This is a genomic window from Yinghuangia aomiensis, assembly GCF_039542225.1.
In the GTDB taxonomy this organism is placed as follows: Bacteria; Actinomycetota; Actinomycetes; order Streptomycetales; family Streptomycetaceae; genus Yinghuangia; species Yinghuangia aomiensis.
On the sequence record NZ_BAABHS010000002.1, the window covers coordinates 329289 to 345423 of the forward strand.

Here is a 16135-nt window from a genome sequence, read left to right on the forward strand (position 1 = left end):
TTTCGAGACACGCGTCTCGTCATCCGGGACGGATGAGCTGGACGAGCTAGACGAGATAGACGAGGGAAGGGCCCTCCCCTGCAGGGGAGGGCCCTTCTTCGTGTCTCAGATGGCCTGCTTGCGCTGGAGGTAGGTGAACGCCAGCCAGCCGGGCAGCACCGGCAGCCAGAAGGTCAGGAAGCGGAAGAGCAGCACCGCGGCCGTCGCCGTCTCGATGGGCAGCTTGGCGGTCGTCGTGAGACCGGCGATCAGCGCCGCCTCGATCGCGCCGATGCCGCCCGGCACCGGTGCCGCCGAGCCGATCGCGTTGCCCGCGAGGAACACCACCGCGATCGCCGCGAAGCTGGCCGAGCCGCCGAACGCGCGCACCGACGCGTCCAGGCACAGCACGAACGACAGCGTCAGCATCACCGTGCCGCCCAGGCCGGCCAGCAGCTTGTTCGGCGTCTGGAGCACGTCGAGCAGCCGCGGCACGATGCCGGAGAACAGCGCGCGCAGCCGCTTGGCCACCGTCCGGCGCAGCGGCGCCACCGCCATGATCAGCAGGCACACCAGCGCGAGGATCAGCAGCCCGGCGATGACCGCGCCGGACGGCGCGAACGACGGGGTCTGCTCGGTGCCCGCGATGTAGCCGAAGAAAACCAGCAGGCCGATGTGGAACACCAGGCCGCCGAGCTGCGAGACGCCGATGCTGGCCGCCGCGAGCGCCGGCGGCACTCCCGCCTTCTGCAGGTAGCGGGCGTTGAGCGCGACACCGCTGACGGCGGCGGGCATGACGAGCTTCACGAACGACCCGGCGAGCTGCACGATCGACGTCCGCCACACCGACAGACGTTCCGGCACGAATCCGAGGAGCATGAGCGCCGCGGCGACGTAGCTGAGCGACGACGCGATGAGGCCGATGGCCGCCCAGCCCCAGTTGGCGCGTTCGAACACGTCGCCGAGGTCGGCGTGGGTCAGTTGGGTGAGCAGGAAGTAACCGGCGAACGCGCTGGCGCAGACGGTGACGAGCGTCCGCGGCCGGATCCGCTCCAGCCGCACCGGCTCGGCGACGGCGCGCGGCCGCAGTTCCAGGATCTGCTCGCGGATCCCGGACAGCAGCGTCTTTTCCTTGCGCAGTGCCGCGCGCGTCGACCGGTTGAGCGCGACCTTCTGCAGCAGCGGCAGGCAGGCCGCGACCGCGTCCACGCCGAGGCCCTCGGAGGCGGTGCGCACCGCGCGTTCCTCGCCGACCCGGAGGGCGACCGAGGTCAGCAGCTGCGCGGTGTCGATGAGCAGCGACAGGTCGCCGGACGCGATCTCGCCGGCGCGCAGGTCGATCAGCCACGGGCGGCCGTCGCCGTCCACCAGGAAGCTGCCGGTGCCGAGGCGGCGGTGGGTGAGCCGGTGGGCCTGCATGAGCGAGATCTGCCGCCAGATCTCCACCAGCAGAGCGTCGGTCACCTCTTCGTCGGGGATGGCGTCCAGGCCGCGTCCGGCGACGTGCGTGTAGGCGAGCAGGGCGGCGTCCGAGCCGACTTCGGTGGCGGCGATCAGGCGCGGCGTGCGGACGCCCGCGTCGGCCGCCGCGTACGCCATCAGCGACTCCTGCTCCAGGGCGCGGCGCAGCGACTGGAAGGTGCGCCGCGCGGTGGTGACGCGGAGCCGGACGCGGCGGTAGAAGCGGTAGACGGCGCCCGACGTCTGGGTGTCCCGGTCCAGGACGGTGACGTCGAGGAGCTGGTCGTCGGTGAGCCGGACGGCGTACCGGCGGCTCTCGTCGGGTCCGTCGTCGGTGCGGACGGCCGAGGCGGCGACCAGGCCGAACCGGCGCAGGGCGGCGACGACGGCTTCGGCGGGCGGGCGGCGGTTGGGGACGCCGACCGTGTACATCGTCGCGTAGGCGATCGTGCGGCCCAGCAGCACGCTGGTGACCAGGGCGAGCGGCGTGGTGTAGCCGCCGACGAGCACGGTGGCCGCGTTGAGCGCGAGGAGCGTCCAGAACAGCGCCTGCCAGCGCGGGCGGCGCACCAGGCCGACGGCGGTGATGTAGGCGACGACCGGGGCGATGTAGCTGTGCACCGGGTCGGTGAGGCCGCCGCCTTGCAGCGGCCGGGTGAGGGCGGCTTCCAGGGCGTCGGGGCCGGGGCCGGTGACCCACCAGTCGAGGCCGAGGGAGGCGGCGTAGGTCAGGGCGGCGGCGATGACGCCGTCGGCGACGCGCAGGCCGTCGCGGCGCAGCAGCCGTTCCACGCCGTAGGCCACCGGGACGACCAGCACGGCGACCGCGAACACGCCGCCGGACAGGTTGAGCAGCACGCGCGGCAGGCTGGTCTGGGCGCCGCGCACGACGTCCGACTCCAGGCCGGACGTGGTCTCGCGGGCGAGGCTGGCCAGCACGAAGACCGCGACGATCGCGAGCAGGCCGAAGAGCACGCGGAGCAGGTCCGCGGACCGGTGCACGCGCACCGGCTGCGAGGGCTCCACGATCAGGGCGCGCCCGGACGCGGGAGGATCCGCGGGGGGATCCCCCGGAGGGCCGTCCGCCTGCTCGCGGAACGCGTCGCGAAATTCGTCTCGAATCACCAGTCACCGCCGCCTTGATGGTGGCACGGCGCGACGGATCGCGGCGGGTGCGCGGCGCCGGGTCTGGCACGATGCGGGGCGTGAGTCTTCCCACGCCGATCGCCGAACGCGTTCTCGACCTGGTGGCCCGCATCCCGCCGGGGCGGGTGATGGCGTACGGGGACGTGGCGGCCTACCTCGCGGAAGCCGAGGCCGCCGAGGTCGCCGAGGTCTCCGGGGAACCGGGGGAGTCCGAGGAGCCCGGCGAGCCCGGCGAGCCCGGATCTCCGGCGGAGCCCGTGCGGCTCGGGCCGCGGCAGGTCGGCCGGATCATGGCGATGTACGGCGGCGGTGTGCCGTGGTGGCGCGTGCTGCGCGCGGACGGCACCCACGCGCCCGGGCTGGAGGAGGGCCTGCGGAAGCTGCGGGCGGAAGGCGTTCCGCTGCGCGCGGGCGGGACCCGGGTGGACATGGCGCGGGCGCGCTGGGACGGCGGCGCGGGCGGCACCGGACCGGATCCCCGCAGCTCCGCGGCGGACTAGGCCGCAAGTGGCACGAGGGTCGCGTGTGATCTGATGGGGCAAGGCCGCGCCCTGCCGACCGGGGCGCGGCCGCATACAGCTGCTGTACCCGCGAGGGAAGGACGTTCCCGCGTCGCGGCCGGCCGTTCCGGACCCCGTGTGCCGTGCCGCCTCGATGACCCGCTCCACTTCTCCCCGCTCCGCCGCTTCCCCGCCGTACCGCCGTGTTCCGGGGGTCCGGGTCGCCCCGGTCCCGTACGATCCCCGTTCCGGTCCCGTCCGCTTCCGACCCCGCTCTCCGCCGTCCTGCCGATCTGTTCCCCCCGGCTTCCCCGTAAGGCCCCGAGCCATGACGACCGCGACCTCCGCGTACCGCTTGCGGCGTACCGGCATCACGCCGCCGCCGCCCCCGACGCTCGACGCGCAGCAGCGTGCCGTCGTGGCGCACCCGGGCGGTCCGCTGCTGGTCCTGGCCGGTCCGGGTACAGGCAAGACAACCACCTTGGTGGAGGCGGTCGCCGACCGGGTCGCCCGCGGGATGCTTCCCGAAGAGATCCTGGTTCTCACCTTCAGCCGCAAGGCGGCGGGGGAGCTGCGCGACCGTATCGCGACGCGGCTGCGGTCCGGCGGAGCACACGCGGGGGGCGCGCTGCCGACGGCCACGACGTTCCACTCCTTCTGCTACGCGCTGGTCCGGCAGCACCAGCCGCCGGAGCTGTTCACCTATCCGCTGCGGCTGATGTCCGGACCGGAGCAGGACGTCTTCGTCCGCGAGCTCCTGGCCGGACAGGCCGAGGACGGCACGGTGCACTGGCCCGCCGAGCTGCGCGCCGCGCTCGCCACCCGCGGGTTCGCCGACGAGGTCCGCGCGGTGGTCGCGCGCAGCCGGGAAATCGGCCTCGACCCGGACGCGCTCGCCCGGTTCGCCGCCGCCACCGGCCGCGCGGACTGGCGGGCCGCCGCGGACTTCCTCGGCGAGTACCTGAACGTGCTGGACGCGCAAGGCGTCGTCGACTACGCCGAGCTGGTGCACCGCGCGGTCATCCTCGCCGAACGCCCCGAGGTCGCCGAGCAGCTGCGCCGCCGGTACCGGGCGGTGTTCGTCGACGAGTACCAGGACACCGACCCCGCGCAGGTCCGGCTGCTGCAGGCGCTGGCCGGCAACGGGCGTGACCTGGTCGCGGTGGGCGACCCCGACCAGTCGATCTACGCGTTCCGCGGAGCGGACGTCAACGGCATCCTCGACTTCCGCGACCGGTTCCCGGACCGGGACGGCGACCCGGCGCGCACGATCGTGCTGCGCACGTCGCGGCGCGCCGGTGCGGGGCTGCTGCGTGCGTCGCGGGAGATCACCCGGCGGATGCCGCTGAGCCGCCTCCCGGCGGCGGACGCGCTCGCGCACCGCGACCTGGCGGCGGACCGGACGGGGGAGGACGATCCGTCGCGGGTCGAGGTCTACACGTACCCGACGCCGGGGGCGGAGCTGGACAACGTCGCGGACATCCTGCGCCGCGCGCACCTGGAGGACGGGGTGCCGTGGGGCGAGATGGCGGTGCTGGTGCGGTCGGGCGCGCGCTCGATCCCGGCGATCCGCCGCGCGCTCTCGGTCGCGGGCGTCCCGCTGGAGATCGCGGGCGACGAACTCCCGCTCGCCGCCGAGCAGGCGGTCGCCCCGCTGCTGACCGCCCTACGGGTGGCCGCGGATCCGGACGCCCTGGACGAGGAAACCGCCCGGATGCTCTTGGTGTCCCCGATGGGCGGCCTGGACTCGGCCGACCTGCGGGTGCTGGGGCGGGCGCTCCGCGCGGAGGAACGCGCGGCGGCGGAGGCGGGCGCGGACGAGGAATCGGCCGAGGGCGAGCCCGAGCCGGAGCACGGGATCGCGACGAGCGGCGAGGACGGCGGGCGCGCCGCCGCACTGGACGCCGCCGCGATCGCCGACGAGCCGGTCGACGCGGCCGGGCAACCGGACGGGGCGGACGAGGACGGGGCCGCCGCCGCGCCGGGAGACCAGGCGCAGGCCGCCGCGGCGGAGGCTCGCGGCGGCGAGACGGCCATGGACGACGACGCACTGTTCCCCCGCGACTTCGCCGATGTCCAGCCCACCACGCCGCACGACGACGCTCCGGAGTCCCTCCGCCCGGCGGCTTCGCCCGCCGCCGACGCCCGGGCGCGGAATCGCGGCGTGACCGCGCACGTCGGCGACGCGGACCCCGCCGCCGCGCCGGTGGGCGACGCGGACGGCACCGACGGGCCCGCGCAGGCCGCGTCTGCCGACGCGGCAGCCCCTGAGCCCGCGTCGGCTGCCCCCGAAACCGACCCCGCCCATGACCCCACCCGTACTCCCACTCCGCGTCTCCCCTTCGTCGGGCGGTCCTCCGCCGAACTCGTCCGGGAGGCTCTCGCGCACCCCGAGCAGCTCGTGGCCGTCGACGAGCGGGTCGGGCGCGGGGCCTATCGGCTCGGGCGCCTCATCGAGGCCGCGCGGGCGGTGCTCGACGGGGGCGGTACGACCGAGGCCGCGTTGTGGGAGCTGTGGCAGGGGACGCCGTGGCCGGCCCGGCTGGAGCGGTCGGTGCTGCGCGGCGGTGCCGCCGGGCGCAACGCGGACCGCGATCTCGACGCGGTCGTCGCGCTGTTCGAGGTCGCCGCGCGGGCCGAGGAGCGGGCCGGGCACCGCGGTGCGCTCAACTTCCTCGAGGAGCTGACCGCGCAGCAGATCCCCGGCGACCGGCTGGACGACGCCGCGCTGCGCGGCGAGTCGGTGCGTCTGCTCACCGCGCACCGGTCGAAGGGTCTGCAGTGGCGGCTCGTCGTCGTCGCGGGCGTGCAGGAAGGCCTCTGGCCCGACCTGCGCCGCCGCGGGTCGCTGCTCGAAGCGGACCGGATCGGCAGCGACGGCCTCGCCGAGCCGCTGTCGCCGGGCGCACTGCTGGCCGAGGAACGGCGTCTGTTCTACGTCGCCGCGACCCGCGCCCGCGAGCGGCTGGTGGTCACCGCGGTGAAGTCCGCGTACGACGACGGAGACCAACCCTCGCGTTTTCTGGCCGAGTTGGGCGAGGAAGGCGTCGAACGCGCGGACGTCACCGCGCGGCCCCGCCGCCCGCTCTCCACGTCCGCGCTGGTCGCCGAACTCCGCGCCTCCGCCGTCGACCCCAAGGCGCCGAGGGCCGTGCAGCTGGCCGCGGCGCGGCGGTTGGCGCGGTTGGCCGCGCTGCGCGACGAGGACGGCTATCCGTTGGTCCCGGCGGCGCATCCGGACCGGTGGTGGGGGCTCGTGGAGCCGACCGACCCGGGGATTCCGGTGCGGGATCCGCGGGTGCCGGTGCGGCTGTCCGGCAGCGCGGTCGAGAAGGTCGACACGTGCACGCTGAACTGGTTCCTGGGCCGCGAAGTCCGCGCCGAGTCGGCCCGCAGCGCGGCACTCGGCTTTGGCAACGTGGTGCACGCTCTGGCCGACGAGGTCGGCACCGGTGCCACGCCCGCGGAACTCCCGGTGCTGATGGAGCGGTTGGACCGGGTGTGGGACGCGCTCGCGTTCGACGCGCCATGGCAGTCCGCGCAGCAGAAGGAGGAGGCGCGGTCCGCGCTGGAGCGCTTCCTCGCGTGGCACACCCACGAGCGGCACCGCATGGTGGCCGCGACCGAGCACGAGTTCGAGGTGAGCCTGACCGCGGGCGACCACCGCATCGAGATCCGCGGGTCGATGGACCGGGTGGAGCGCGGCGAGGACGGTCTGGCGTACGTCGTCGACTTCAAGACCGGCAAGTCGAAGCCCAACGCCGACGACGTCGCCGCGCACCCGCAGCTGGCGGTGTATCAGATGGCGGTGGCCAACGGCGCGTTGGACGAGGTCGAGGCGTTCGGCGGGGCGCGCCCGGAGTCCGGCGGCGCCGAGCTGGTGCAGCTGCGGCACCGGTTGCCGGGTGCCGAGTCGGTGCCCCTGCCGGTGGTCCAGGAGCAGGTGCCGCCCGAGCCGGACGAGGACGGGCGCACGTGGGTGTCGGCGCTGCTGGCGGACGTCGCGGGCCGCATTCTGGGCGAGAGGTTCACGCCGAAGTCCGGTTCGCACTGCGACCGGTGCGATTTCCGGAAGTGCTGCAGTGCGCGAACGGAAGGCCGTTCGGTCGTCGAGTAGCACGCTCAAAAAGCGCGGGCGATCGAAAACCCGGTCGTGGGAGAGTTTTTGCCTTTGTCATACTGGCGGGCAACATCTTCACAGGTACGGGAGTCTCTGTGCGTATTCGCCGTCTGGCCGCTGCCGCTTCGGTGACGGTCCTTGCTTTCTCCGCACTCACGGCGTGCGGCGGCAGCGACGAGAAGGACAACAGCAAGACCGACGCGAAGGCCTTGGCGGACCAGGCCACCGAGGCCATGAAGGCGAAGAATTCCGTCAAGGTCGTCGGTACCGGCACCGACGAAGACGGCAAGAGCATGTCGATGGATGCCTGCGCGGACATCAAGACCAAGGCCGTCAAGGGCACCATGACGATGGACGGCCGCAAGGTCGAGATCCTGCAGACCGACGGGTCGATGTACATGAAGGCCGACGCGGTGTTCTGGGCCGCGCAGTCGGGGAACGAGAACAACCCGGCAGCGCTGGACGCCGTCACCAAGGCGGGCGGCGACAAGTGGATCAAGAACGAGGCGGACAAGGACGACGACTTCGCCGACTTCTTCGACGGCAAGACCGACGGTCTGGCCAAGGGCGAGGTGACGACCTTCAACGGCAAGAAGGCCATCCCGCTGTCGCGTTCCGAAGACGGCACGAAGAAGACGTACTTCATCGCCGCCAAGGGCACGCCGCTCATCCTCGGCTCGGTCGAGGAGAAGGAGGACGGCAGCAAGGAGCGCGAGGAGTCGAAGTTCAGCACTTCCTCCGACAAGTGCGACCCGAAGGCGCCGGCCGAGAGCGTCGACATCGAGGTGTTCTCGAAGAAGATCGACGAGGCGATGGGCAGCGACGGCTGACGCGCCCCCTCCGCCGCGCCCTGCGCGGGGAGCCCGACCCGCCCGAGTACGCCACGGATGACTGTCCGTCAGATGCTTGACAGGGTCGGGATACTGGGCGCGCCATGCTCCGACGACGAGGCGCCGGGCACCGTACGCGTGCCCGGCGCCTCGTCGTCCTTCCCCGAGGAGTACCTGTGCGTCTGCCCCACCCCGTCGTGCGCCGTGCCGCGGCCGGTGCCACCGCGTTCGTGCTCGCCCTGGCCGCGTTGACCGCGTGTTCCGGCGGCAGCGCCTCCGATCCCGAGGAGGCCGGCCGGACCGGTCCGGGCGCGCCCGGCGGCAAGGCGCCGTCGGCCGGGGGCGTGCTGCCGAACGAGTCCCCGGGCGCGGCGGACAACCGCCCGCCCGGCGAGCTGAGCGGGCGCGAGCTGGCGGACCGGGCGGTGCAGCTGATGGCCGCCACGTCCTACAAGCTGACCGGGCGGCTCGGCGCGGGCGGCGACGCGGCCGACGTGACCGTCGAGGTCACCAAGCAGCGCGACGCCCGGCAGACGGTGGCCGGGGCCGACGTCCGGCAGGTCCTCATCCGGGTCGGCGGGACGGTCTACACGAACGTGGAGAGTGTCGTCGGACCCACCGCCGCCCCGTCGCTGCCCGCCGACCTGCGCGGCCGCTTCGTCAAAACCGACGGGCAGCAGCTCGACGCCAAGCTCGTCGACCCGTTCGCGGGCACGTTCGGCGCCGGGTCGGGGGACGTCGCCAAGGGCGCCGTCGAGCAGGTCGACGGCAAGGGTGTGTGGCCGCTGACCGTGAAGTCCGCGGACGGCGCCACGACCACGATGTACGTGATGGCCGCGGGCGACCCGTACCCGATCAAGATCACCGTGGCCGGCGGCGACCCGCTCGACCTCAAGGTCGGCGACTTCGGCGCGGACGTCGCGGTCGCCGCACCGAGTCCCGACCTGGTCCTCGACCAGGCCGCGCTGCAGCGGGCGCTGGCCGGCTGACCGGCGCTTCCGTAGCCGCCCGGAGCCCGGGCCGGCGGGGCGCGCGATGATACGCCGCCGCGCCGGTCCGGCCCGCGGTATCGGGGACGATGCGGCACCTGTCCTCCGGTGCGTCTAACGTTGCGCCGGTGCGACCCGCTCACCCGACCCCTCTGCGCGACCCCGAGGACCTCAAATCCCTCCTCGGCGTCCCCTATACCGCCGAGCAGATCGCCGCCATCACCGCCCCGCTCGAACCCGGCGTCATCGTCGCGGGCGCCGGATCCGGCAAGACCACGGTCATGACCGCACGCGTGGTCTGGCTCGTCGGCACCGGCGCGGTCCGCCCCGACGCCGTCCTCGGCCTCACCTTCACCAACAAGGCGGCCGGCGAACTCGCCGAACGCGTGCGCACCGCCCTCGCCAAGCTCCGGCTCGGCGGCCCCGGACCGCTCGGCCTGCCCGAGGCCGTCGGCCTGCCGCTCGACGACGAGGACGCGGGCGAGCCGACCATCTCCACCTACCACGCGTTCGCCGGGCGGCTGCTGTCCGAACACGGTCTGCGCATCGGCCTCGAACCATCCGCGCGGCTGCTCGCCGACGCCACCCGCTACCAGCTCGCCGCCCGCACCGCGCGCCGCGCGCCCGGTCCGTTCCCGACCCTTACCAAGACCCTGTCCGCGATCACCGCGGACGTGCTGGCGCTCGGCGGCGAAATGGCCGAACACCTCGTCCCGGTGGAGGTGTTGCGCGCCTTCGACGTCGCGCTGCTGGCCGACGTCGACGCGCTGCCCAAGCCGTCCGCGGGCGCCAAGAAGGCCGCCGAGGCCGCCCGCAACCGCCTGGACCTCCTGCGGCTCGTCGCCGACTACGCCGACGCCCGCCGGCACCGCGACCTCCTCGACTTCGGCGACCAGATCGCCTACGCCGCGCAACTCGCCGAGGAGCGCCCCGAAGTCGGCCGCATCCTCCGCGACACCTACCGCGTCGTCCTCCTCGACGAGTACCAGGACACCTCGGTCGCGCAACGCCGCCTGCTCTCCGGTCTGTTCGGCATTCCGCACGACACCGACCCGGGCCTCGCCGAAGGCCGCGGCCACCCGGTCACCGCGGTCGGCGACCCCTGCCAGGCCATCTACGGCTGGCGCGGCGCGTCCGTCGCCAACCTCGACGAGTTCCCCGAGCACTTCCCGCGCCGCGACGGAACCCCCGCTCTGCGCTTCTCCCTCGCCGAGAACCGGCGCAGCGGCGGGCGGCTGCTGCGCTTCGCGAACGACCTCGCCGAACCGCTGCGCGCGATGCACGAAGGCGTCGAAGCGCTCCGCCCCGCCGACGGCGCGGAAAGCGACGGCTGGACCCGCTGCGCGCTGCTCGCCACCCACGACGGCGAGATCGCCTGGATCGCCGACCAGGTCCAGCACGTCATCGGCACCCGGTTCCGGCCCGACGGTGCGCTGATCGGGCCCGGCGACGTGGCCGTTCTCGCGCGCACCGCAAGCGAGTTCGCGGAAATCCACAAGGCGCTGGTGGAACGCGACATCCCGGTCGAGGTGGTCGGCCTGTCCGGCCTGCTGAACCTTCCCGAGGTCGCCGACCTCGTGGCCGCCTGCGAGGTCCTCGACGACCCCACGGCCAACGCCGCGCTCGTGCGCCTGCTCGCGGGTCCCCGCTGGCGTATCGGTCCGCGCGACCTCGCCTTGCTGGGCCGCCGCGCCGCCGACCTGGTGCGGTTCGAACGCGGCCCCGCGGAAGGCCCCGACGCACGTCTGGAAGAGGCCGTCGCGGGTGTCGACCCCACCGAGGTCGTGTCGCTGTCCGACGCGGTCGCCGATCCCGGCGACGACCACCCGTTCTCGCGCGAGGCCCGGGTCCGCTTCGCGCGCCTCGCCGCCGAGATACGGGAACTCCGCCGGCACCTCGGCGAACCGCTCATGGACGTGCTGCACCGGATCCTCGCGGTCACCGGCCTCGAAGTGGAACTGTCCGCGTCGCCCAACGCGCTCGCCGCCCGCCGCCGGGAGACCCTGCACTCCTTCCTCGACGTCGCCGCCGGATTCGCCGACCTGGATGGCGACCCGTCGCTGACCGCGTTCCTCGCCTTCCTGCGCACGGCCGCGGAGCACGACAAGGGCCTCGACGGGAGCCTGCCGAGCACCGGCGAGGCCGTGCAGGTGCTCACCGCGCACAAGTCCAAGGGCCTCGAATGGGAGGTCGTCGCCGTGCCGGGGCTGGTCACCGGCGGCTTCCCGAGCACGCAGGCGCAGAAGAAGTGGACGGGGAGCGGCGCGACGCTGCCGCACCCGCTGCGCGGCGACAAGGACGGCGTCCCGGAACTCCCGGACCTGACCCCGAAGGGCTTCAAAGCCTTCGACGCCGGCATGAAGGCGCACAAGGCCGTCGAGGAACTCCGCCTCGGATACGTCACGTTCACCCGCCCCAAGCAGCTCCTCGTGGCGTCCGGGCACTGGTGGGGCCGCACTCAGAAGAAGAAGCGCGGCCCGTCGGAGTTCCTCGGGCGCCTCGCCGAGCACTGCGCGGCGGGCCACGGCGAAATCGTCACCTGGACGGACGACCCGGTCGAGGAGAGCAACCCGCACCTGGCGGGCGACGTCGAACAGGCGTGGCCGCTGCCGCTCGACGCGACCGCGCTGGAGGAACGCCGCCGGGCGGCCCGCGACGTGGCGGAGGCGCTCGTACGCGTGGAGGCGGCGGCTGCCGAAGCCGCCACGGCGGCCGCGGCCGGGATCGAGCCGGCGCCCGCGACGGCCGGCGACGGCTACACCGACGTGCCGTTCTTCGACGAGCCGCCGGACGACCCGGAGGAGTACCCGCCGCCGCCCGAGGACTGGCCCGACGACGGTGCGGAGCCGGACGGCTGGCAGGACACGGCCGACGAGGGCCCGGACTCCGGGAGCGACGGGACCGCCGCCGCGCCGGGTACGGACGCGCCTGCCGACGCGACCGGCCCCGACGGCGGACCCGGCCTCGCGGCCGGCCCCTCCGCGGCCGGCCCCTCCGCGGCCGGCTCCTCCGGTTTCGGCTTCGACCCGGAGATCGACGTGCTCGGCCTCGGCCCCGCCGACCAGGACCTCGTCGATTCCTGGGACCGCGACCTCGACCGGCTCGTCGAAGAGCTGGCCCGCGGCCGGTCGGGGGTGCGCGAAGTCGACCTGCCCGGGTCGCTGTCCGCGTCGCAACTGCTGCGGCTCGCCTCGGACCCGGACGGGCTGGCCCGCGAACTCGCCCGGCCCATGCCGCGCCCGCCCGCTCCCGCGGCCCGCCGCGGCACCCGGTTCCACGCGTGGATCGAGGCGCAGTTCGGCGAACGCCCGCTGCTGGAGCCCGACGACCTGCCCGGCGCCGCGGACGAGGACATCAGCGACGAGGCCGACTTGGTGGAACTCCAAGAGGCGTTCCTGCGCACGTCGTACGCGCAGCGCGCGCCGTACCGGATAGAAGAGCCGTTCCAGCTCGTGCTGGGCGGCCGCGTGGTGCGCGGCCGCATCGACGCGGTGTACCGGGACGGCGACGGCTTCGAGGTCGTCGACTGGAAGACCGGCCGCGCGCACAACGCCGACCCGCTCCAGCTCGCCGTCTACCGGCTCGCCTGGGCGGACCTCGCCGGCGTGCCCCTCGACCGGGTGACGGCCTCGTTCGTCTACGTGCGCTCCGGCCACGTCATCCGCCCGACCGGTCTCCCGGACCGGGCCGGGATCGAACAGGTGCTCGCCGGACCGGCCGACGACGCGGAGGACACCGGGGCGGACTGACCACGGGGTTTTCGAGGTACAAGCCCGACGATGCCAGCACGCGACCTGGAGCTTCAGCCCGTCGAGCCGCCGGACGTCCCCGAGGACGCCCGGAGCCGGCGCCTGCGCGTGGTCGGTTCGACGCTGCGCCTGCTGCCGTTCGCCGTGATCGTCCTGGTCGTCGTGATCGGCTTCAGCACGCCCGCCGAAGTGCACATCGGGCCGCTGCTCGCGGTCGCCCCGGCCCTCGCCGGCATCACGCCGGGCCAACGGCGCACCCCGCTGGTCGCCGGGCTGTTCGCCGCGTTGGCGATGATCCTGCTCACCGCGAGCGGCGAGAGCCGGGGCAGCGGCGAACCGCTCGTCACGCTGCTGGCGATCCTCATCGTGTCGCTGTCCAGCTGGGTCGGCGTCATCGTGCGCGAGCGGCAGGAACGCATCATCGAGGACGTCCGCAGCGTCGCCGAGGCCGCGCAGAGCGTGCTGCTCAGCCCGGTGCCGCGGCGCATCGGGCCGCTGCGGGTCGGCGTCCGGTACCGGGCCGCGGCGGCGCAGGCGCGGATCGGCGGGGACCTGTACGAGGTGATCCTCACCCCGTACGGCGCACGCGCGGTCGTCGGCGACGTCCGCGGCAAGGGCCTCGGCGCGGTGCAGACCGCGGCGGCCGTGCTCAGCGCCTTCCGCGAGGCCGCCTACGAGGAGCCCGAGCTGCCCGGCGTGGTGCGCCGTATCGCGGCCAGCATGAGCCGCCGTCTGGAAGCCGATGTCGAGGAGTTCGTCACCCTGGTCCTGGTCGCCTTCCCGGTCGAGGGCGTGGTCGAGGTCGTCAACTGCGGGCATCCCTCGCCCCTGCTGCTGCGCTCCGCCCGTGCGGAGCCCCTCGACCCGCCGTCGCCGGTGCCGCCGCTCGGCATCGTCGATCCGGGGCTGTTCGAGATCCCGGTGCTGACCGCGCCGATCCGGCTCGGCGACCGGGTCCTGATGTTCACCGACGGCATCGTGGAGGCCCGCGACCCGCAGGGCGCCTTCTATCCGCTCGCGGAACGCGCCCCCGACGCGCTGCCGGGTGTGGAAGAGACCCTCGACCGGATCGAGCACGACGTCGAACGGCACGTCGGCCGGGCTCTCGAAGACGACGCGGCGATGCTGCTGCTCATGTACGCGCCGCAGGCGGGCACGGCGGCGGAGCCGGCGCCGCGCGCGGCCGGGCCCGCCGATTTCGCCGGACCTGCCGAACCCGTCGAGTGAGTCCGGTGAGTCCGATGAGCACGTCGGGCCGGTCGGCGGCCGGCCGGGTCACAGCTCAAGCTCCACGACCAGCGCGCAGTGGTCCGAGACGCCCATCCGGACGGTCTCGGTGCGGCGCACCGCATCCGGCCCCAGCCCGTGCCCGAACACGTGGTCGAACTGCACCCGCGGCCGGTACGACGGATACGTCGGCACCCGGGCCAGCGACCGCCACCGCACGCGCTGCCGCCGTGGCCGCGCGGGCCCGTTCGCGTCCCGCTCCCGGCGCCCGACGACCGCTTGCGGGATCCGCCCCGGCAGGTTGAAGTCGCCGAGCAGCAGCTGCGGCTGCGGCAGGTCCGCCGACGACCGGCCGACTCGGGCCAGCTGCGACACGTTCCATCCCGGCACGAACGACAGATGCGCGGCCAGCACGGTCAGCGGCCCGGACGGCCTCTCGACCACCGCGGCCAGCATCGACCGCGGCTCGTCCGGCACCCGGGTCAGCCCCGGACGGCCCTGCACGCGCAGCGGCAGCCCGAACGGCGCCGCCGGGAACCGCCGCGCCCGCCAGCGCAGCACCGGCAGGCGGGAGACCAAGGCGATGCCGTACGACGGGCCGCCCACGCCGTCCTGCTCCGGCCCGTACACGTGCCGCTCCGGGTTCCCCGCATCCGCCAGCCACCCGGACACCGGCGCCGGAACCCCGTGCACCGCGGCCAGGAAGCGCCAGTGCTCGGCCCCGAGCGCCTTGGCCGCCACCGCGGCCTGGTCGGCGCCCTGCGAGCGGGCCTGGTGCCGGTCCACCTCCTGCAGCGCGACGATGTCCGCGTCCAGCGCGGACAAGGCCTCGGCGAGCTGCCCCGGACCGGCCGTACCGTCGTCCAGCGACATGCCGTGCAACACATTGAACGTGGCGACGCGCAGCACCGTCATGCACCGACGGTACGCCGCCCGCCGACCCCGGACACGCCCTCGCGCCGCGATCGTGTAGACCGGATCATGCGGACGGCGTTGTCACGTGCGTCCGGCACCACCGCGGGACCGACCGGACCCGGCAGGACGAGAACGACCCAGGGGAGGGTTTCGTGGGCGATCGCGAACAGACGTTGCCGCTGACCGGCGCCGAGCACGACCGGGCCGCGCACCACCGGCTCGACGAGGCGTGGCTGGCCGCCGCCTGGGAGGCGCCCGAGACCCGCGTCCTGGTCATCGAGCAGGGCAAGGTGCACTGGCGCGACCTCGGCCCGGAGGACGGCGGGCCCGTGCTGGTGCTGCGCGGCACCGCGGACGCCCCGGAAGGCGAGCGCTACTTCCTCGGCGTCGAACCCGACGGCACCGCGCACTTCGCGGTCGCCGCGGCGGCCCTGCCCGAGGTCCCCGACGACGCGGGCATCCAGGTCGGACACCTCTACACGCTCGGCTCGGTGCTCGGCGACCGCGACGCGGGCCTGCTCGTGCATGCGCTCGGCCTGGAGAACTGGCACCGCACGCACGGCTTCTGCTCGCGCTGCGGACAGCCGAGCGAACCCACCGCGGCCGGGCACGTCCGCAAGTGCACGGCGTGCGCCACCGAGCACTTCCCGCGCACCGACCCCGCGGTGATCATGCTGGTGGTCGACCCGCAGGACCGCGCCCTCCTCGGCCGCCAGCCGAGCTGGCCCGAGAAGCGGTTCTCCACGCTGGCCGGCTTCGTCGAACCGGGCGAGTCGCTGCGCCAGGCCGTGGTGCGGGAGGTGGCGGAGGAGGTCGGCACGCGGGTGGTCGACGTCGCCTACGTCGACAGCCAGCCGTGGCCGTTCCCGTCCAGCCTGATGCTCGGCTTCCACGCCACCGCCGCCGACGACCACGTCGACGTCGACGGCACGGAGATCGCCGAAGCCCGCTGGTTCACCCGCGAGGAACTCGGCGCCGCCGTGGAAGCGGGAGAGATCCTGCTGCCGGGCGGCATCTCGATCTCCCGGCGGCTCGTCGAACTCTGGTACGGGAAGCCGATCGCGGAGTCGAACAAGTGGTAGCCAACCGCCGTTAGACGCCCCGCCCGCATGCCGCTCGGGACCCCGGAATCCGGGGTCCCGAATCGCATGGTGCGGAGCTGGGCGGTATGGAGTCGGCGGGCGCGGAATGCGGCAGGGCGGAGCCGGGCTCCGTCCGC

At 74.2% G+C, this 16135-nt stretch carries 9 protein-coding genes; 7 read left to right on the forward strand and 2 right to left on the reverse strand.

Going from position 1 to position 16135, the window contains the following annotated elements:
• Window positions 1-105: 105 nt before the first annotated feature.
• Window positions 106-2565, reverse strand: coding sequence for a lysylphosphatidylglycerol synthase domain-containing protein (locus ABEA93_RS03915; protein WP_345673822.1), 2460 nt, complete (start codon window positions 2563-2565; stop codon window positions 106-108).
• Between the two features lie 71 nt (window positions 2566-2636).
• Between ABEA93_RS03915 and ABEA93_RS03920 the strand changes: the two genes are divergently transcribed.
• The 6 genes from ABEA93_RS03920 to ABEA93_RS03945 all read left to right on the forward strand — a co-directional run bounded on the left by ABEA93_RS03920 (window position 2637) and on the right by ABEA93_RS03945 (window position 14001).
• Window positions 2637-3086 (forward strand): MGMT family protein, encoded by a 450-nt coding sequence (locus tag ABEA93_RS03920; protein WP_425584796.1) that lies wholly within the window; start codon window positions 2637-2639, stop codon window positions 3084-3086.
• A gap of 328 nt (window positions 3087-3414) precedes the next feature.
• Complete coding sequence (locus ABEA93_RS03925) at window positions 3415-7203, forward strand: ATP-dependent helicase (protein ID WP_345673824.1); 3789 nt, start codon at window positions 3415-3417, stop codon at window positions 7201-7203.
• Between the two features lie 98 nt (window positions 7204-7301).
• A complete protein-coding gene (locus ABEA93_RS03930; protein ID WP_345673825.1) occupies window positions 7302-8036 on the forward strand; it encodes a hypothetical protein in 735 nt (244 codons plus the stop codon).
• A 176-nt stretch (window positions 8037-8212) separates the two neighbouring features.
• Window positions 8213-9025 (forward strand): hypothetical protein, encoded by an 813-nt coding sequence (locus ABEA93_RS03935; protein WP_345673826.1) that lies wholly within the window; start codon window positions 8213-8215, stop codon window positions 9023-9025.
• An 89-nt stretch (window positions 9026-9114) separates the two neighbouring features.
• The gene (locus tag ABEA93_RS03940) at window positions 9115-12774 is read left to right on the forward strand and encodes an ATP-dependent helicase (protein ID WP_345673827.1); all 3660 of its coding nucleotides are present in this window, start codon (window positions 9115-9117) and stop codon (window positions 12772-12774) included.
• 30 nt (window positions 12775-12804) lie between these two features.
• Entirely contained in the window at window positions 12805-14001 is a 1197-nt protein-coding gene (locus ABEA93_RS03945) for a PP2C family protein-serine/threonine phosphatase (protein WP_345673828.1), read from the forward strand.
• A 48-nt stretch (window positions 14002-14049) separates the two neighbouring features.
• Here ABEA93_RS03945 and ABEA93_RS03950 read toward each other — a convergent pair whose 3' ends face one another.
• A complete protein-coding gene (locus ABEA93_RS03950) occupies window positions 14050-14916 on the reverse strand; it encodes an endonuclease/exonuclease/phosphatase family protein (RefSeq protein WP_345673829.1) in 867 nt (288 codons plus the stop codon).
• A gap of 152 nt (window positions 14917-15068) precedes the next feature.
• Here ABEA93_RS03950 and nudC point away from each other — a divergent pair, with 152 nt between their 5' ends.
• Window positions 15069-15998, forward strand: a complete 930-nt coding sequence (nudC, locus tag ABEA93_RS03955) for an NAD(+) diphosphatase (protein WP_345673830.1) — start codon at window positions 15069-15071, stop codon at window positions 15996-15998.
• The last annotated feature ends 137 nt before the right edge of the window (window positions 15999-16135 follow it).

What these genes read in the sequence shown, in the direction of transcription:
- ABEA93_RS03920 (WP_425584796.1), top strand. Translation starts at nt 2,637, where the DNA reads ATGCGGGGCGTGAGTCTTCCCACGCCGATCGCCGAACGCGTTCTCGAC.
- ABEA93_RS03925 (WP_345673824.1), top strand. Translation starts at nt 3,415, where the DNA reads ATGACGACCGCGACCTCCGCGTACCGCTTGCGGCGTACCGGCATCACG.
- ABEA93_RS03940 (WP_345673827.1), top strand. Translation starts at nt 9,115, where the DNA reads ATGCGGCACCTGTCCTCCGGTGCGTCTAACGTTGCGCCGGTGCGACCC.
- ABEA93_RS03945 (WP_345673828.1), top strand. Translation starts at nt 12,805, where the DNA reads ATGCCAGCACGCGACCTGGAGCTTCAGCCCGTCGAGCCGCCGGACGTC.
- ABEA93_RS03950 (WP_345673829.1), bottom strand. Translation starts at nt 14,916, where the DNA reads ATGACGGTGCTGCGCGTCGCCACGTTCAATGTGTTGCACGGCATGTCG.